Annotated in this window: 13 protein-coding genes; 7 read left to right on the forward strand and 6 right to left on the reverse strand. The window is 44.9% G+C overall.

Annotated elements, in window-relative coordinates; all coding sequences use genetic code 11:
• Positions 1–6 precede the first annotated feature (6 nt).
• Both QUB39_RS13755 and QUB39_RS13760 read left to right on the forward strand, forming a co-directional pair.
• Positions 7–4200, forward strand: a complete 4194-nt coding sequence (locus QUB39_RS13755; RefSeq protein ID WP_333485081.1) for a tetratricopeptide repeat protein — start codon at positions 7–9, stop codon at positions 4198–4200.
• Complete coding sequence (locus QUB39_RS13760) at positions 4193–6124, forward strand: tetratricopeptide repeat protein (protein WP_333374757.1); 1932 nt, start codon at positions 4193–4195, stop codon at positions 6122–6124. The genes QUB39_RS13755 and QUB39_RS13760 overlap by 8 nt, the downstream gene beginning before the upstream one ends.
• Positions 6125–6698: 574 nt before the next feature.
• Here the strand turns inward: QUB39_RS13760 and lpdA are convergent.
• Positions 6699–8135, reverse strand: coding sequence for a dihydrolipoyl dehydrogenase (lpdA, locus tag QUB39_RS13765; protein ID WP_333056495.1), 1437 nt, complete (start codon positions 8133–8135; stop codon positions 6699–6701).
• Positions 8136–8580: 445 nt separating this feature from the next.
• Here lpdA and QUB39_RS13770 point away from each other — a divergent pair, with 445 nt between their 5' ends.
• Positions 8581–8859, forward strand: coding sequence for a hypothetical protein (locus QUB39_RS13770; protein WP_333209194.1), 279 nt, complete (start codon positions 8581–8583; stop codon positions 8857–8859).
• 614 nt (positions 8860–9473) lie between these two features.
• Here QUB39_RS13770 and QUB39_RS13775 read toward each other — a convergent pair.
• From QUB39_RS13775 to QUB39_RS13795, 5 genes are all read right to left on the reverse strand, one after another.
• On the reverse strand, positions 9474–11756 hold the full coding sequence (locus QUB39_RS13775) for an AAA family ATPase (RefSeq protein ID WP_333209192.1): 2283 nt from the start codon (positions 11754–11756) through the stop codon (positions 9474–9476).
• 187 nt (positions 11757–11943) lie between these two features.
• Complete coding sequence (locus QUB39_RS13780; protein WP_333209190.1) at positions 11944–13521, reverse strand: polysaccharide biosynthesis/export family protein; 1578 nt, start codon at positions 13519–13521, stop codon at positions 11944–11946.
• A gap of 131 nt (positions 13522–13652) precedes the next feature.
• Positions 13653–14369: a cyanoexosortase B system-associated protein gene (locus tag QUB39_RS13785; RefSeq protein WP_333056499.1), complete on the reverse strand. Its 717-nt coding sequence runs from the start codon at positions 14367–14369 to the stop codon at positions 13653–13655.
• Positions 14369–15244 (reverse strand): cyanoexosortase B, encoded by an 876-nt coding sequence (crtB, locus tag QUB39_RS13790; protein ID WP_333056500.1) that lies wholly within the window; start codon positions 15242–15244, stop codon positions 14369–14371. The genes QUB39_RS13785 and crtB overlap by 1 nt, the downstream gene beginning before the upstream one ends.
• Before the next feature lie 289 nt (positions 15245–15533).
• Positions 15534–16673: a DegT/DnrJ/EryC1/StrS family aminotransferase gene (locus QUB39_RS13795; protein WP_333056501.1), complete on the reverse strand. Its 1140-nt coding sequence runs from the start codon at positions 16671–16673 to the stop codon at positions 15534–15536.
• A 187-nt stretch (positions 16674–16860) separates the two neighbouring features.
• Between QUB39_RS13795 and QUB39_RS13800 the strand changes: the two genes are divergently transcribed.
• The 4 genes from QUB39_RS13800 to QUB39_RS13815 all read left to right on the forward strand — a co-directional run bounded on the left by QUB39_RS13800 (position 16861) and on the right by QUB39_RS13815 (position 19699).
• On the forward strand, positions 16861–17898 hold the full coding sequence (locus tag QUB39_RS13800; RefSeq protein WP_333204769.1) for an NADP(H)-dependent aldo-keto reductase: 1038 nt from the start codon (positions 16861–16863) through the stop codon (positions 17896–17898).
• 181 nt (positions 17899–18079) lie between these two features.
• On the forward strand, positions 18080–18292 hold the full coding sequence (locus QUB39_RS13805; protein ID WP_333204767.1) for a hypothetical protein: 213 nt from the start codon (positions 18080–18082) through the stop codon (positions 18290–18292).
• Between the two features lie 588 nt (positions 18293–18880).
• Positions 18881–19210 (forward strand): hypothetical protein, encoded by a 330-nt coding sequence (locus QUB39_RS13810; RefSeq protein WP_333209185.1) that lies wholly within the window; start codon positions 18881–18883, stop codon positions 19208–19210.
• A gap of 87 nt (positions 19211–19297) precedes the next feature.
• The gene (locus QUB39_RS13815; protein ID WP_333209183.1) at positions 19298–19699 is read left to right on the forward strand and encodes a hypothetical protein; all 402 of its coding nucleotides are present in this window, start codon (positions 19298–19300) and stop codon (positions 19697–19699) included.

The raw sequence follows: 19699 nt of genomic DNA on the forward strand, positions 1-19699 counted from the left end.
TTAATTATGCCCTCGATTGAGAAGATGGAAAAGGCAGCGGTTGATTTGAGTCGGCAAGCAGAAGTTTATTTAGCCGAAGGAAGGTTAAATGAGGCAGTTGCTGCTTGCGAGTCAGCGTTGAAAATTGAACCGAATTTGGCGGCAGCTTGTCAGACGCTGGGAAAGGTGATGCAGGTTCGAGGTGAAATCGAGCAAGCTAAGCAGTGGTATGAAGCGGCGATCGATCGCAATCCAAATTTGCCGGAAGTTTATGCTAATCTCGGCATTTTGTATTCTCAGGGGAAACAGTGGGAAAAGGCGATCGCCAATTGTGAAAAAGCGATTTCGCTAGCGCCGAATTTTGCTGCTGTTTATCGGCAGTTGGCGAGAATTTGGACGCAGTTGGAGAAGCGAGAAGAGGCGGCAGACTGTTGGTATCAAGCTTTTAATATTGAGCCGAATTGGGCAACTGCTGAGGAGCACGTCACTCTGGGAAATAGTTTGGTTGAATTGGGAAAGTTCGATCGCGCTATTGAATGTTATTCCCGGGCAATTGGGTTAAACCCGCAACTGGCAACAGCTTATCACAATTTGGGGGAAATGCTGATTGGCCAAAAACGGTGGGATGAGGCGATCGCCAATTACCGACAAGCCATTGCCATCAATCCAAATTCTTTTGAATCTTACCACAGTTTGGGTAAAACTTGGGCGGAGCGAGGAGAATTAGATCGGGCGATCGCCTGTTACCGCAAAAGCATCGAACTCAATCCAAATTATGCTCGTGCTTACGTGGGTTTAGGTAATGTTTTGGTGCAGAAGCGCGAGTTGGATGAAGCTATTAAATGTTACCGTCAGGCTCTTGAAATTAATGATAATTCCTACTGGGCATACAATTGTTTAGGGGAAGCTTTGGCTCAAAAACAACTGTGGCCAGAAGCTATTATTTGCTACCGCAAAGCTATTGAATTAAATCCCAATATTCCTTGGTTTTATGTCAATTTGGGAATTGCATTAACCAGTGAACAATCCTGGGATCAAGCTGTGGCTGCTTACCTGCACGCGGTTCAGATTGAGCCGAATTTGACGGGAATCAATCAGAGGTTGGGATATGTTTTGCGGAAGCGCAGCGAATCGGGTTTAGACAGCACAATCGCAACTTATTGTCAAGGTATCGAGGTACTTGCCAGCGGGAAAATTTACCACAAATTGCTGGGAATTGAGTTAGATGGAGCGGAATTTTATATAAATTTAGGCAATAGTTTAGCGAAACAGAAGCAGTTGGAAGGTGCGATCGTATTTTATAGCATGGCACTGAAAATTGAACCCAATGCTGCGGAAGTTGTTGCAAAACTCCAGGAGGTTCGGGCGAAACAACATGAGTTATACGCACAAATTGCCACTTACCGTCGCCAAATAGAAATCGATCCGAGCAATTCTAACCCTTACAACGATTTAGGAAATATTTTACCCCAATTAGGGGAATTGGAAGAAGCAATTATTTGTCACCAAAAAGCAAGCGAATTGAGGGGTTGGCCTGAGTGTGCGGCGAAAGATTATCAATTTACCCAAGATTGGTTTACCCACAATATTCCTATTTGGAAACGGCATTTGCAGGAATTTACCGGAATTGCGGATTTTCAAGTTGTGGAAATCGGCAGTTTTCAGGGAATGTCGGCTTGCTGGCTGCTGGATAATATTTTAACTCATCCGACGGCAAAGATTACTTGTATTGATTTGTATTTCCAACAACATTTTAAGGGCAATATTGTTAAAACGGGAGCAGCCGATCGGGTAATTGAATTAGAAGGTTACTCTCAAAATTTGTTAATTAATTTGACTTCTGAATATTACGATGTTGCTTACATTGACGGCTGTCACAAACCCACAAGTGCTCTGCAAGATGCGATTTTATCTTGGAGGTTGGTGAAAGTTGGGGGATTGATGATTTTTGACGATTACGAGTTTACGTTTCCCGACAGCCCGGAGCAAGATACTAAAATTGGGATAGATGTTTTTTTGGAGATGTTTGGAAGTCAGTTAGAAGTTGTACATAAAGGCTATCAACTGATTGTCCAAAAAATCGGCAATCAAAGTTTGGGCGCCGAGCAAACTTTGTTGTCTCTTGGTTGGGAAAAGTTGGGGGATATTGCGGCAAATGCGGGTTATTTGGATGAGGCGATCGCCCGCTATCAAACAGCTATTAAAATTAAGTCGGGCAACTACTTAACTTACCACAAGTTGGGTAAAGCTCTGCAAGAGAAAGAACTGTTTGACGAAGCTAGGGCAGCTTACCAAGGGGCGATCGCACTCAACCCTAATTTTAGTTGGTCTTACCACTTTTTGGGGGAAACTTTGCAGGCGATTGAGGAACACGAGGAAGCCGCTGCTGCTTACCGCAAAGCTATTGAGTTAAATCCCAATTTTTGTTGGACTTACAACAATTTAGGCGATGTGCTGATGGAGCTTTCTGAGTGGGAGGAAGCTGCTGTTGCTTACCGCAAGTTAGTTGAACTAAATCCCGATTTTTGTTGGTCTTACGACAGATTAGGTAAGGCTTTGGTTGCACTGGAAAATTGGGGAGAAGCTGCCCTTGCTTACCGCAAGTTAGTGGAACTCAATCCCGATTTTTGTTGGTCTTACGACAGATTAGGTAAGGCTTTGATTGCATTGGAAAACTGGGAAGAAGCGGCGGCGGCTTACCGCAAAGCTATTGAATTAAATCCCGATGATTGTTGGTTGTACAATTGTTTGGGGGAAGTTCTGGAATTCCAAGAAAATTGGCCCGAAGCAGCAGTGGCTTTTGGTGGTGCTATTGAGCTAGAATCCGATCATAGTTGGCTGTACAAAAAGTTGGGTGATGCACTGCGGAATCAAGGGGAATTGGAAAGGGCGATCGCAATTTACGAAAAAGGTATCAATCTCGATCCAAAATCCTGTTGGTGTTACGAAGGATTGGGTTTGAGTTTAATGGCTAAACAGCAGTGGGAACCTGCAATCGCTAATTTAGTTCAAGCCCTGCAAATTAAACCCGATTTGTTTGAAGTTTACGATAACATAGGTTATGCTCTGGAACAAAAAGGAGAAGTCGATGAGAGCGAGCGGGGAGAATACAGCAATCAAATCTTACCCTTAAGAATTCTCAAAAAATACTGTGGGTTTACAGAAGATTTGATCGTTGCAGCAGAATCGAATCCGCACCTCACCTGCATTGACATCCATCCTGCGAGTCAAATTAATTTATCTGATTCCAAAACAATCGACAGCAGCCACAGATTTTGGGAGCATCAAAGTCATTCCAGAAAAGCTTTTGTTGCCGTATTGCCAAACGGACGAGCTTGGGCAGATGTGGTGACTACCGCCGTGATTACTTCAAACAATAAACTTGTTACTGATATTTCAATGGGTTGTGCTGAATTGGTAATCACTTCCGACAAATTGCCTCCCGCTGAACACGTCGATGGAAATGTGGCTTTTTTATCTGCTCGCTGGGGTGGAGCCGCTTATTTTCATTGGATGTTTGATGTGATTACGCGATTTGACCTTTTGCAGCGGAGCGGATTGATAGAAACTATAGATAAGTTTGTTGTCAATGCCTCGGATTCTTCCTATCAAGCAGAAACTTTAGAGATTTTAGGAATTCCTCAAGCTAAAATTTTAGAAAGTCGCTGCAATTTACACATTACCGCTGATAAATTAATAGTTCCTTCAATATCTTATGACGGATCTGGGGCAGTTTCAAAATGGAAGTGTGAATATCTAAAACAGACATTTTTAAATGAAAAACAGCCACTAAACACAGACTATTCAGATCGAATTTATATCACCCGTAAACAAGCATCTTATCGGCGACTCGTCAACGAGGAAGAGGTAATTAAATACTTAGAAAAAATTGGGTTTCGCAGTGTCAAGTTAGAAACGATGTCGGTAGGGGAACAAGCATCATGTTTAGCTGCTGCTAAAGTAGTTATCGCACCTCACGGAGGGGGGTTGACTAATCTAGTTTTTTGCAGTCCGGGAACCAAGGTAATTGAGCTTTTTTCTCCCCTTTACGTGCCGCATTGTTATTGGATGATTAGCAATTTGTGCAGCCTGGAACATTACTATTTACTTGGCGAATTGGTGGATGACAAAATTCAGAAATGTCCGGGACATAAAGATATGCGGGTGGATTTGAACTCGCTGGAAAAATTACTGAGTCTTGCAGGAGTTTTGCATGGATAATAACTACCACAATTTGGGTAATTCCCTGCAAGAAAGCGGTCGGTTTGATGAGGCTGTTGCTGCTTACAAAAAAGCTATTGAATTAAATCCTAATTTTTCTTGGTCTTATCACAGTTTGGGCGATGTTTTGCTGAAACTTGAAAAATGGGAGGAAGCTGTCGCTGCTTACAAAAAAGCTGTTGAGTTAAATCCATATTTTTCCTGGTCTTATCACAATTTGGGCGATGCTTTGCTGAAACTTAGGCAATGGGAAGAAGCTGCTGTTGCTTACCGCTGCGAGATTGCACTCAAATCTGATTTTGCTTGGTCTTTTTGCAATTTAGGCGACGCTTTAACTAAACTCAAACAGTGGGATGAAGCTATCGCTACGTATTTAAAAGCTATTGAAATTGACGGAGATTTGCCGGGAAGTTACGAGAAGTTGGGATATGCTCTCAGACAAACTGAGTCGGATTTAAAGTTGGTTTTAGAACAATATCAATTGCAAATTACACCGGAAAATTGGGAGTTTTATTTGCAGTTAGGAGAGAATTTAGCCAAGTACGATCGCCCAAAAAGCGCAATTATTTTTTACCAAATGCTCTTGACAAAATTGCCTATTTGTGCAAGTCTGTCAGCGGAATTGGAGGAGTTGTTGCAGCAGCAAGAAAAGTGCGATCGCGCATTAGCGTCATCTCGCGCAACTGTCGCCCAAAAACCAGATGATTGCTGGTCTTATTATAATTTAGGTGCTGTTCTGAGCCACCAAAAATATTGGGAGGAAGCGGCGGCGGCATTTTTCCAAGCAATAGAAATAAATCCCGATCTTCCTTGGTGGTTTTATTACAATTTATGGGAAGTTTTTGTTAGGCAAAACAAGTTAGATGAAGTTGAAAATTTGTGCCGCGAAGTTGTTGCAGCTAAACCGGAGGCTTTTTGGCCTTATCTGAATTTGGGGGAAGTTTTGACGAGGCAAGGTAAAATTGCCGAGGCGATTAGCTGTTATCAAACTGTTAGTTTTAAACAAAGTTTTGCATCTATTATCAGTAAGAGAACAGGCAAGATGCCTGTTCCACAATCAGATACAGGCAAGATGCTTGTTCCACAAGCAGATACAGGCAAGATGCTTGTTCCACAAGCAGAGACAGGCAAGATGCCTGTTCCACAAGCAGATACAGGCAAGATGCTTGTTCCACAAAATTGGAACTTAAAAGCCGTTAAAGTTCCTAACTTTATAATTATTGGTTCTCAGCGGTGCGGGACGACTTCTCTGTATACTTATTTAGCTCAACACCCGCAAATTTTGACTCCGATTAAAAAGGAGATGGATTTTTTTTCGTGGCACTTTGACAGAGGGATTGATTGGTATTTGGCTCATTTTCCCCCAATGCCTTCGGGAGAGGAATTTTTGACGGGCGAAGCAAGTCCGAGCTATTTTGACTATCGGGAAGCACCGGAACGTCTCTACACCGCGTTTCCAGAGGCTAAGCTGATTGTACTTTTGCGAAATCCGGTCGATCGGGCGATTTCTCAATTCTACCGCTTGACTGACTTAAATTGGGAAGCGCGATCGCTCGATCGAGTAATTAGCGATGAAATTGAACGGTTGAATCAAAATCCAGAATACATCATCGGCGAGGAACCGGGGAATTATTTAGCTCGCGGTAGGTACATAGAATTTATCAAAAACTGGCGGACTTTCTTTCCCCAAGAACAGTTGTTAATTTTGAAAAGCGAAGATTTTTATGCAGGTGCGGCGACAACCGTCAAGCAAGTTTTAGAATTCTTAGATTTGCCGGAATATCAATTGTCTCAATACCAAAATGCTAATCCCGGTTCTTACCAGCCGATCGATCGATCGGTTCGCGACAGGTTGAGCGATTATTTCCGACCTTACAATCAGGAATTAGAGCAATATTTTGGGAGGCAGTTTGATTGGGAATAAAGTTGAGCTAAAATTAGCTTCTTCGTTACTTAAGATCGCGAATTAAATAACTTACAATTTTAATTGTTATTGTGGGATGGGCGTCCCGCAATTCCAAAAAGGACGGGCGGGACGCCCATCCCACTTTCAAGAGTGGAAGTTATTTAATTCTCATTCCTTACTATGCTAAATCAATAGTTAAATCAGTAAAATCAATTGAACAAATATGTCAAAATGCCAATCAAGTCCTTCTCAGGCTTGACATTTAAGCGAGTTTGATTGTTAACTATAAATAGTCACTCTTAGTTTGGGGGAGGAATTATAGTCATCACCACAAAAAAGGTACTAAAGTTCTAACAGAGCTTCTGAATATACAAGGAATTAAAGAATTAAAGCCCAAACCCTACTCCCCACAAAAAAACTTACTCTTTGTGGAACAGGCAGGAAAGCCTGTTAAGCGAGAATGCTAAAAGATGCAATTGCGAGCACTTTCATCTCCTTTAACTTGCTCTACCACCGCCCTAAAACAGAATACTTAAATCCCCGACTTCTTCAAGAAGCCGGGGATTTAAAACAATAAAACTGCCCCTACAAATTAATGACTACCCGCTCCAGCCGCCCGTTTAAACGCCTCATCAAGCACTTCCGAAAGCGTCGGGTGAGTGTGAACTCGGAATGCTAAAGTATTAACAGAATCGCGCTGGGCGATCGCATTTGCCGCCTCCTGAATCAAATCCGCAGCGTGCAAACCGAAAATGTGAACTCCCAACAACTCCCCAGTATCTTTCCGGTAAATCACCTTAGCCATACCGTCAGTTTCACCCTCCGCAATAGCCTTAGAATTTCCCTTAAAATAACTCTTGACAGAACCGACCTCAAACCCTTCAGTTTTTCCTAACTCCTTCGCCGCAGGTTCAGTCATCCCCACATAGCTAATTTCCGGGTGAGTAAACGCCGCCGCCGGGATACTCAAATAGTCAACTTCGCGGGCACGATCGCAAATATTTTCCACTGCAGCAATTCCCTGAGCAGACGCAGAATGCGCTAACATCATCTTGCCATTAACATCGCCGATCGCCCACAAATTTTGCACCGGTTCTCCCGCCGCCAAAACCTGCATCTTATCGTTAACTGGGATATAACCGCGCATCGTTTCCACGCCAACAGTTTCTAACCCCAAATTCTTACTCACAGGAACCCGACCAGTTGCTACCAAACAAGCATCAACTTCCAAAACTTCGACAACTTCCTTAGTTTTGAAATCAGCTAATTCAATAATTACCGGCGAACCAGGAGTAATCTTCTTCGCCAAAACACCCACTTTTGTTTCAATATCGCGGGGTGCAATTAACACTCGTTCTGCCAACTTAGCAATATCCGGGTCAAAAGTCGGCATCAATTGGTCTAAAGCTTCAATCATCGTAATTTCGCAGCCCAGGGCCGTGTAAATATCCGAAAACTCCAAACCGATATAGCCGCTACCAATAATTGCAATCCACTTCGGTAGCGATTCCAACCTGACAGCATCATCGCTGGTAAATACAGTTTTGCCATCAATTTCTATCCCAGGGGGGACGAAGGGAACCGAACCGGGAGCGAGAATAATATCCTTGGCGGTAATAGTTTTCTCGCCTTTATCGGTTTCGACGGTAATTTTTTGAGCACTGGCAATTTTGCCCCAACCTTGGATGACATCGACGTTCAAACGTTTGAGGCTGTTAGTCAAGTCGCCACGAAGTTTGCTAACAATAGTATTAGCGTGATTGGCGATCGCCCCGCGATCGAAATCCACACTGCCCAATTGAATACCCAAAGTCTTTAGGTGGTGGGCATTCCGCAAATCTCGCACCCGCCCGGAAGCCGCCAACAGCGCCTTCGAGGGAATGCAGCCCCGGTTGACGCAAGTCCCCCCCATGTCCCCTGCTTCGATAATTGCCACTTTCAGCCCGCAGCTAACCGCGTGTATGGCAGCCCCGTGTCCGCCCACGCCAGCGCCGATAATTGCTAAATCGTAATCAAATCCCTGAGTCACCTTAAAATCTCCTAATGCCTTTGAAATCTTAGGACTCAAGCAAAAAACACCGTATTTCCGTCCTTTCGGGGTGGCGCGTTGCCATCGCAACCCTTGAACAGCGGTAATAGTTGCATAAGTCCTGTCTCCTTATTCTCGACTAGACTAGGGTTAATTAGACAACGAAAGAGCCCTAACTGAGATTTTTTCAGGGTCAATGATTTTGAGCTGGGTCTGCACCAAGTCTCAAATCACTCAGTAAGCGGGTGTAGAGTTAAATATAGTTTGAAGGCTGACAATGCCCGCAGCAGGTTTTATATGGGGCAGCAAGTTCAGCCACAGGCATTCCCATCGCCCGGTTAAATTCTGTCCTCCTGCTTGTTTTAGTCGGTTTTCATGTCTAATATCTGCACGCGCCGGGGCGGACAGAGTTTGTTGGCAAATTTTAGACCCTATGGAGTGGCTTATGACGGATGACGACGACCAGAAAGATTTACGCCGGGCCTCGGCTCAATCATTTTTTGAGTCCCTGGATGAATTGTTCGATTCTATAGAATCGAACAGCACGCAAGCTGCACAACCGAAATCTCCACCGCCTCCGGCTAAACCTTCGAGTCAGTCTTCGAGTTTGCCGAAGAAGACTAGACCTGCGAAAATTAATTTGTCGGATTTTGAAGATGCGATCGCCGATTTGGAACAGTTTATCCAGAGTAAACACTCCAAACGCCCGGAATCCAATCAATAGGACGATGACACATTTTCAAGTAATGACTGTTGACTGTTGACAAGCGAATTTCTTCATGTGGTACCCGCCACGTGATTGATCCGTGGAATCAATCCAAAATCTCAAATCTAAAATCCTCAAGAAAGAGCATTTATCTCGCGCAAGTCAATCTAAAATCTAAAATCTAAAATCTAAAATCTAAAATCGATTGACTGTTGACTGTTGACAAGCGAAAAATTTTAGATTAATGTTCACGATCCCAGATGAATCTGTGGAGTCAATTTTTAATGTCAAATTCGGCAGCATAGGAATCATTCATCTCTCTGCTCTCTGACTCTGTGATCTCTGTGTCCTCTGCGGTTTAATCATTCCAAAGCAACCAGAATTGATATCAATCTCAAATCTCAAATCTCAAATCTCATAGAATAGAAATGATTCATCTCTCTGTTCTCTGACTCTGTGTTCTCTGTGTCCTCTGCGGTTTAATCATTCCAAATGCCACCGGAATTTATATCAATTCCAAATCTAAAATCGACTGGCTGTTAACGGTGCTTTCGGCTTAACCTGCTTAGGTTGCACCTACAAAACATTCACATTTGCTTGAGGATGGCTTTACAATAATCAAGCCTGATAAATTATCTAAATTTACTATTAATAGCCTTATTTTTAGGCTTTGAGTGCTGCGGTAATTGCCTCGATCGCACTTCGATCGCCCGATCGCCGATCGCACTCACAGGCAACTCCCATTCATCAATATCAAGATCATTGCGGAACTTCACCGGAATATCAGCACCGTTAATAATCGCTCCCAACAGCCGCGGCCCAGATTTATGCGACTCGTCATCCTCAGATTCCAGCAACTGATCTGCAGCCTCAGACAACATACTAGACAAAGTGTAACCAGGCCGCGCCACCAAAATCATACCATCCGTGTACGGTTCCAGCGTCAGCGCGTCGTTGCACTCGCTCAAAGCCGGAGAATCCACAACCACAAAATCAAAGCGGTTGCGAACATCCTCAAACAATCTCCGCATTTCGCTGGATTCTAGTACGGCGGAGGCCTGTCGCAAAAAGCCGGGACTCGGCACTACGTATAGGTTCTCTACCTCTGGAACCAAAAGAACGCACTCGCTAATATTGCCGTAATAGTGCAAAGGTTCCACAGTCGCCAGAGGATCAGCGGCGATTTTCAAAGATTCAACGTTAGAAGCCGATCGCAAATCTGCTTCAATTAGCAAAGTCCGTTTACCCGATCGAGCCGATGCAATTGCCAAATTGTAAGCACTAAAACTTTTCCCCTCCAAAGGCGCCGCCGAAGTCAGCAACACCACCTTCACCGGTTTGTTCCCGATCCGGCGCAAATTAGTACGCAACCGCTCGTAAAACTCCAAATAGGGAGAATTTGCCTCCAAGGCGAGCGGCATTATTTCATCGCCGTAGGAATCAAACACCGTCACTTCAGGCAAAACTGCCAGTATCGGCACCTCTTTTTCCACCAAAGCCGCCCGCACTTCTTCCCAACTGTAAAACTTGCCGTTGAGCATCCCCAACAAAAATATCAACCCCCCGCCCAACAGCAATCCCACAAAGCCGCCCACCGCCAGCATCACGGGCAAACCTCTCTTGTTTGACTCAACGTCATCAGTTTGCGGCAATTGGGCGATTCTCAAACTCCCCGTTGTCTCAGCTACCGCCGCCTCAGCATCTACCAAAGCCGACTGCATCTTGTCGTAGAGAGCTTTTTTGAACGCCACTTGCTGGGCTAACCGCGCTTGTTCTAACTGCTTGTTGGGGATTGTCGCGTGTTCCCGACGCAATTCTTGTTCAGTTTTCTCGATTCCTTGGAGTTGCTGTTGCACCGTATCCCGCTGCGTTTGCAAAGCAATCAAAGTTTGAGCTAACTGCTGTCTAGCCGGATCTAAAGAAGAGTCTACCCGAATTCGATCGGCACTTCTGAGCGGAGCCGCCACCCCGTTACCGCCTAGTACCTCAGACTGCCGCTGCTGCAACTGCTGCTCAAAAGCAAGTTTTTGTTTAAGCAATTCCACAATTTTCGGGTGTTCCTCCTGCAAGTCGCTGCGGAGAATTTTGAGCTGAGATTCGATCGAAAACAATTGCACTCGCAGTTGGGCAATAATTGGATCGGCAGAGAGTGCTTGAGCGACGTAAGCTTGCTCCACATTCAATCCCAAGCGATCCTGCAAACTGTTAATTTGAGCTTCAATTCCTCCCAACTGCACGCGGAGTTGCCGCTGCTGCTGTTGGCTGCTGGTAATCGCTTGCGGCAGTGCACCGCTCTGAGCTGCTAAAATTGAAGTTCCTTCTCGTTTTTCGTAGGCTTCAAGTTTTGCTTCCGTCTCTCTGAGTTCCTGAGTTACTGTCGGCAAACGCTTGTTAATTTGGGCGATCGTCTCACGCAGTCTAGAAGTATTAATACTTTTGCTGTGTTCCACCATTTCGTACATCAGCGTCTTTACTACCGCTTCTGCTTTTTTGCGATCGGCATTTTTATACAATACTTGAATCAAAGCGCTGGGGTCATTATTCTTACTGGGCATTTTTATCTGCACATCTTTTCCCAGCTTTTTAGCCAAAGCTTCTACTTTTTCCGCTTCTTCTTTGTTTAATTTTCCTTCGGGTTTGATGAGTTTTTTCGCTGCTGGTTCAACCACCCTTGTATCCAGCAGCATATCTTTAGTTATTTCTTGTCCTTCCTGTTGGATTTTAGTAGTAGTAGATGAAAAAATCACGCTCGGTCTGTCGTAAGCAAGCGTACCTATTGCAACGTAAACTGGCGCAGGCTTTGGCTGCATGGCAACTACCCCCGACACCCCCACAGTCACCGCGAGAGTAGCCAGTCCCACCCACTTGTATTGGTCGAAAGCAATTAAATAACGTTTAACAACTGATAAAGTCATGACGATTTTAGATTTTAGATTTTAGATTTTAGATTGCTAAGTGTTAACGATAACTAATGATTGCGGACTAATTCTACAAATCCCCCAAAAACCTTAGAACTTTCGGTCGGTGATTAAAACCCATATCGCCTAAGTCATTCTCCATCTTAAATCTTAAATCTTAAATCTTAAATCTAAAATGGTATGACTACCTCTCATTACGTGATGGGCCAAACAAATCTGTTACCCCATTTCTCAACTGCTCAAAGAACAGAATAAATCCCAAAGTATCCCGGAATGGTCGAGTAAAAGTATTGATTACATAACCAATGCGCTCTACCAAATTCCTACCAATCACAATCACATCATTATCTTCGAGCATCGGGTTCTGAGAAACATTGCCCTCCAAAGCAGCTTTAGCATCTATCGAACGGTTGATTGCTCTACCTTGCTTTTCGTCGAACCGAATCAGGGCTATTTTTCGCAAGTCAGCAAGATTAACAGGCAAGTTGTTGAGAGCATCCAAAAACCGACTGCCATTTTCAACATAGAACGAGGTCAAACCACCACTAGCGTAACTCAAAACTCGAACGTAGATCCTGGGCTTAATCAAAGTAGACCGCGAAACCAGAGCTTTATCGTAGTCTAGGTTTTTGGTACTAGCGTCCAATTCCGGGATGACAATCACATCTCCCGATGCCAAAGGAAAATCGAACAAATCGTTACCGTTTGCTAGGGGAGTGTAGAGGTCGATTGGTTCCTCCACCGAGGAGCCGTCCATCAGCGTCCGCCGCACTCGCACCTCCCGCAAATCGGCTTTTCCCGTGACTCCCCCCGCAATCGCCAAAGCAGCCGAAATTCGACCAGAACCCGCAGGAAGCGTGTAAAAACCCGGTTTGCTGACTTCTCCGGTGACAGTGATTTGGACGGGGACAGCAGCAGCAGCGAGGCTGTACCTGGATGCTAAATCTCGATCGGAGTTGCGATCGGGCGTAACCTGTTTATACGGTACGACGATCGCATCTCCATCTTCCAAACGCAAATCCGGTGGAGCAATACCAGTTTGCAACGGTGTCAAAATATCAACAACTTGCTCCGCCACAGCACCGGAAGGCAGAGTCCGCCGCACCCGCACCCCTCGCAGTTCCGCCGTAGGATTAGTCCCAGCAGCCGCCGCCAAAGCCGCAGGAAGCTGGGGAGTTTGCAGCGGATAAAAACCCGGTCTGGCAACTTCCCCCGTCACCGTCACCACTACGGGGCGCTGAACCAGCAAAGCAGCCGAGACTTGAGGATTTTTGATAAATTGACCAAAGCGCTCCCGGAGGCGCTGCTGTGATTCTTCGACAGTAAGACCGCGCACATTTACTGTTCCGATTAGCGGCAGTACAATTACCCCTTCAGGGCTGATTGCACCTGTAAAACCTAGCTCAGGGAAGCGCTGAACTTGAACAGAAATCTGGTCTCCCGGCCCCAGGCGGTAGGGCCGATTCCGAAAAGCTGGGTTAATATCCCGGTTGAAATTGGCAGGCGGCGGTGGCGGTACAGGCGGTGGCGGTGGCGCCACGAGTCGCTCGTCTCTGGGAACAACAGATTGAGCTAAAGCCGTTTCCGAAAAAATTTTGCTATTAAAACCCCAGAATACAGCAGCAAAAGATAGAGTCCAAACAGTGGAATGCAGGCCTGCCAAGTAAAAAGCGAGGCGATTTTTAATAGTGGATTTTTGCCGCATTTTCAGAGGATTTAAAAAAGTAATATTTTGAATAATGACCTGATTTGTAAGTTTCATCTAAATATAGCGACGACAAAAAACAATAAGATATTTTCGTGCGGGTTGAACTAGAATATTGACTAGGAAGCAGTAGATTTTGGCAAAACTCGCCCACGCCCTAGGCTGATTTATTTGCACCTACCTGCTTACTAAAACCGAAAAGTTTCTGTAATTAATTTAGCCTGGACACTTTCGGCAAGAGATTCCAGCAATGGTTGAGCTATCTTAATGTCGCCCTGGGGTTGAATGGGAAGGATGATACTGATAGCAACCCAAGAGGCGCGGCGGTTCGAGAGTCTAGCAATGCTGTCTTCCCAAAACCAGCGACTGGTTGTTGGAGAACCCCCGTTAGGCCAAGCGTACCACTGCACGACAGCAAAAGTTTGTTGGCGAGTCCAGCTTCGGAAAAACCTCGCCTCGACAGTAGGCGGTGGCTGGCCGGGTATTGGTGCTAATTTAACTGTAAACCTCAAAGTGCGATGAGAATCGGTTTGCCATCGGTGAAATCCATCGATATCTAGCCATTCTACTTGGGGCTGGTTTTTGGGGTAATTTTGAGGCAACAGCAATAAAATGGCAATTGTTTTATCCTTTTTAATTTCTTGAACTAACCATCTGTGAGTGCCAATTTGGACGTTATTCTGAACGGCTATAACCTGCCACCCAGGAATTTTTATCCCGTTTTGGCGTACACTTCTTAATTGCTTGAGGTTGGCAAGGGTTGGCGGGTTTGTCCAAGGCCACCTTCCCGTCGCGTAGCCGGGAATTGCTACTGCCCCAACTAATACCAGCAAAAACACCAGTACCATAATTTTAGATAATTGATACCGCCGCAGGAGTTTCTGTGCTGAAATCATCTGTTTCATTAATTGCCAGACTGACTTGGGAAATACTTTTCCATTCCGTTGAGGAGAAGTACCAATAACCCTAGTATACAAGCAGAATATAAATCTCCGCCCCATCCGGCGTGCAGCCAAGTAAAAAGCGCCTCTCTGTCGGTTCCGTGAAAGTAAGTTAGCAAAGTATTGCGAAAAATGTTGGAAGTGATGCTAATAATGGATGTAATCACTAAAAACAAAAGACTTTTTTTGCCCGAGTTCCAAACTCCCGTCCAATCCAGCAGAATTAAGCTAACGTAAAGACTGGTAAACAGCATTTTCAAGCCTGCACAGTGTGGAGCAACTTCTACAATGCGATCGTTCACGTACAGATAAATTTCTTCCACTCTCACGTTGATACCAACCTTAATTAATATCCAGCCTGATGTTTCAGCAATGAATTGCTGTAAGGGCAAGGCGTAGGGTTCTATGAGGTAAGGAATGTGGTTTGGCGAGGCCAGAAATACGAATAAAAGCGGCATCGCCTGCAATTTTAAGCCGGGAATTCCTTTTAAAGATAAGCAAATGCTGGCCAGCATTATGGGAAGGGATAAATTTACTAAATCGCTCAAGCGACTCAGATAAAAAAGCGTGGCTAGTACCAGCAAAAAGCCTCCCAAAGGATGCGGTGAATTGGGCAAGTTGCGCCAGCACTTTCGGTTCATCCAAGCAATATAAGCTGCGTAGGGTAAACCAATTAGTCCGTGGCTGAAATATTCGTGTTCGAGGCTGATGGTTTTGTTGAACCAGCCGTCGTACCAGTGTACTAGCAAGGGGGCGTACAGCAGCACTAGGAGCGCCGTGATACCTTCCCCCAGGAGGTATCGCTTGAAAACAATGCGAATTTTGCGCTGGATTTGCATGGTTTGAGAAGTTTTAAGATTGCCGCGCTGGATTCGCAACGCTTTGGGGTTTTAAAGTGTGAGTTAAAGATTTGTTAATTCCCGACATCAGGCATCAATATCAATAAAGGACTCTCGCGCAGGGTGGGGGCGGGTTTATTTAACCTGTCTGCACCCTTTAAAGCTATTGGTGAACCCGCCCCTACGGGTTTTTGATATGGGTGCCTGATGTGAGTTAATTCGGAACTTAAATGCTTTTATAACTGCACTCTACTGCTGGAAACAGGTTCCGCATAACTTTTATGAACAATTAGCAATTCAATGATAGTACGATCGCCCGAACAACTTGCTCGATCTGAGTATTGCTCAATCCGGGATACATTGGCAATGATAAAATTTGTTGGCACAGGGTTTCTGCGTGGGGGAAGTCGCCCGGATTGCCTAAGTTTTGGTAGGCGGGTTGCAGGTGACAAGGTACGGGATAGTGTATACCTGTTTGAATGCCGTGTTGGGCGAGTTTTTCCTGAAGGGTGTTGCGGTTGAGCGAGCTTTTCTCCGTAATTTGGATAACATAGAGGTGATAAATGTGACCGCTGCTGCTGTGGTTGGCGATGGGTACAATGCCTTTGCGTTTCAGGGGTTCTAATAGACTATTGTAGTGTTGGGCGGCGGCGGCGCGATCGCGATTCCATTTTTCTAAGTAAGGCAATTTAACATTGAGCACGGCGGCTTGCAAATTGTCGAGGCGGCTATTGGTGCCAATTTCTGTGTGCAAATATTTGCTGGGTGCTCCGTAATTGCGGAGAGTTCGCATTTTTTCTGCGAGCTCTGCATCATTAGTAATTAACATCCCGCCGTCGCCAAAAGAACCGAGGTTTTTGCTGGGATAAAAGCTGAATGCTGCTGCTTTTCCAATGGAACCCGCGCGGTATCCTTCTCTGTGGGCTAAGTGCGCTTGGGCGGCATCTTCAAATACGATCAAATCGTGGCGGTTCGCAAAATCTAAAAGCTGTCCCGGCGATACCATTTGACCGTAGAGGTGTACGGGAATAATTGCTTTAGTTTTTGAGGTAACTGCTGTTTCGGCTGCTGTGAGGTCAATCAGGGCGGTTTCCGGGTCGCAATCTACAAGAATAGGTATAGCTTTGGCTTGGAGGACGGCGATCGCGGTGGCGATAAAAGTGTTAGCGGGTATGATAATTTCGTCGCCCGGATTAATGCCGCAAGCTTGGAGTCCCAGAGCGATCGCATCTGTTCCGCAAGCCACTCCTACGCCGTATTTTACTCCAGAAGCTGCAGCAAATGCTGTTTCAAATTCGGCGAGGGCTTGGCCTAAAATAAAATCTCCTTGCTCGATTATTTTCCCAATTGTTTCTGTTATTTGAGATTGGATTGGTTGGTGTTGCAGGGAGAGGTTGACAAATGGAACTTTTGGCGGGCGACTACTCATACATCAGAGGAATACGAATTATTTATATTAACATTTAAGTTCGGATATCTTTGATTTTTTTAACCGCAGAGGGCGCAGAGAGCGCAGAGGAAGAGAGGAGAAAGCCTCGCGCACTTTTCTGGAGCTTTCAATTAAATCAAGGTTTTTCTGTAATATAGAATCAGATATTTTTCCCGCAATCAAACTCATGGAATACAAAAAACTAGGCGACAGCGATTTATCAGTATCTGAAATCTGTTTGGGTACGATGACTTATGGCCAGCAGAATACCGTTGAGGAAGCGGCCCAACAGCTCGATTTTGCGATCGATAGAGGCATCAACTTTATCGATACGGCGGAAATGTATCCTGTCCCTGGAAAGGCGGAAACTCAGGGAAAAACAGAGGAATATATCGGCGAGTGGTTGGCGAAGCAGCAGCGGGATAAAGTCATTATAGCGACTAAAGTGGCGGGCAGAAGCACTCGCTTAAAGTGGATTCGGGAAGGGAAAAATCAGATCGATCGCCCAAATGTCGAAAAAGCCCTGAATGACAGCCTGAAGCGCTTGCAAACTGACTACATCGACCTGTATCAGATCCACTGGCCCGATCGCTACGTGCCGCTATTTGGCGCGCCGGATTACGACATCGCCCAAGAGCACGAAACAGTACCAATTTTGGAACAGTTAGAGGTATTTGCTGACTTGATTAAAGCTGGCAAAATCCGCTATTTAGGTTTGAGTAACGAGACGCCTTGGGGAGTTTGCGAGTTTTGCACGTTGGCTGAAAAACACGGTTTGCCGAAGGTTGTTTCGATTCAGAATGCTTTCAGTTTGAGCAATCGGACATTTCACCTAAATTTAGCAGAAACTTGCCGTTTTAAGAATGTGGGATTGATGGCTTATAGTCCTTTGGGATTTGGGCTGTTAACGGGTAAATACTTGAATGGAATTCCCGAAAATTCCAGGTTGGCTTTATTCGCTGGATTCGGTCAGCGTTACGATAAAACTAATCTGAATGATGCGGTGAAAGCGTATGTTGAGATTGCGGGAAAACATGGGATAAGTCCGGCGCAGATGGCTTTGGCGTATGTGCGATCGCGCTGGTTTGTAACTAGCACAATTATCGGTGCAACCAGCCTCGAACAGTTGGAGGAAAATATCGGTAGTTTGGAGGTGAATTTGGATAAGGATATCATAGCGGAAATCAATGCGGTGCACGCTAAGTATCCGAATCCGACACCGTAAGTTTATTAGTAGGTTGGGTTGAGCTAACGAACCCTACGTTTCACTTCGCCCAACTTACTACTTTAATATGCGAAAATTACATAAACAGAACTTACGCACTCCGCCAAAGAAACCGGGTTTTTTACTGCATCTGCGGGCTCTAACGAAGTTTTCTCGCAAAAAACCCGGTTTCTGAGTTCTCATGCGTAACTCCTATTTGAGGAAGTTTGAAACTTCTGGTTGGGAAAAGGTTTTTGAATGCGATCGCACTCAAGTATTAGATGTGCTGAGAGGTTTTCTTGAGGAAGTGATGCAGCTAGCTGTAGATAAAGGTTACATCACGCTGGAAGAGAAGGAGGAATTTATTCGTCCGGCTTTTGCTAGCAGTACGGATGCTGTGGTATTGAGTAAGTAGTTGGTTTTGGTGGTGTTTTGGGCGATCGGCCTTTTTTATATATTCCTGAAACCCATTACCATGTCTGCCCGCGATCGATTCAATCGGCGCTCAATTCTTAATAGATATTTAGGTGGATTTTGCCTCCATTTTACCCATAGCGCAGTCTACCGCTCTATTCAAGCGTATTAGATTAAAGCGGCATCGGATGTCGGCAAATTGAGGTTGAGTTGGCATCCACTTTACCCATAACGCGGTAGACTGCGTTATTCAAGCGTATTAGATTAAATCGGCATCGAATGTCTGCAATCGGATGTTTAAATCTCCGTAATAAAGAAACCAAACGGTCTTATTGCTTGCTTGACAAGTGACCGAACGAATGTTAAATTCTTAAAATACAAGCTCAAACAAAACTTCCTCACATTCCCAAGTGTAAGAAAGACAACGCTTTAATGTCTTGTAGTTTTTGCAATAGCAAATCATATCTGATACGGAAAAGGCCCGCCTGAAGTAACGATTCAGACAGAGGCCTTGCTTTAGCTAGCGAACTCACGGTGGTTTGACATCTCAACTTCAGACCACCACAAGTCAACCTAACTTGTAAAAAATATGTCCCACCATTATACTCCACAATGCGAGTCGTTGTACACCAACCTTCAGCGGACTAAGAAAACCCTCTCTGTTTTGGCGGAGTCACACCGCGCTTTGGCGCAGTGGAACCGCAGTCTGCTTGAGGAAAACGAAGCAAAGGATGAAACTATCAAAGCTAAGGATAAAACTATCCAATCCTTTGAGCAAAAAGTCCTTGAACAGCAACAAGAAATAGATGACTTGAGGCGCGAACGTGATTGGCAGCCAAATGACTGGGATAACGATGGTTCATCAAATGCAGATTGTCACGATCGCGAATATGCAGCGTATCGACTAGGAATCAGATAGAAAGTACGATCGCCCTTCCCATCCAAAAAATACGACAATGGTAAAGGGCGATCGCACTTCACCCTAAAATCTTTCTCAACTAAACCCATGAGTACAATTCGCTTACAACTAGCCGAATACTTGAAATGTCGAGGTTTCACCCCCGAAAACTTAGTCGAAGCTGTGGGCGAAACACTCAATCCTGAAACCGTATACCAACTGATCGAAAAAGCCGAAAACCTCAACCACCTAAACTTATCCGTCTTAGCCGCCATTATAGATGGCTTGAGCAAACTCAATGGTTTTCCCGTTGGCATCGGAGAAGTGCTAATATTTTTTCCTGACATTTCCGAGGAAGCATTGGCAAAATCGCCTTGGCGTCAACTTTACCTCGTCGATAATGAAATTCCTCCCTATGATTGGGGAGATGTAGACCCGATGAAACTTGGTCAACCCGTGCGCTATATACCGGGAGTAGGTGCTGTTATTCTTGAAGACGAAAGGGTATAG

Source organism: Microcoleus sp. AT8-B5 (assembly GCF_036705565.1).
Classification (GTDB): Bacteria; Cyanobacteriota; Cyanobacteriia; order Cyanobacteriales; family Microcoleaceae; genus Microcoleus.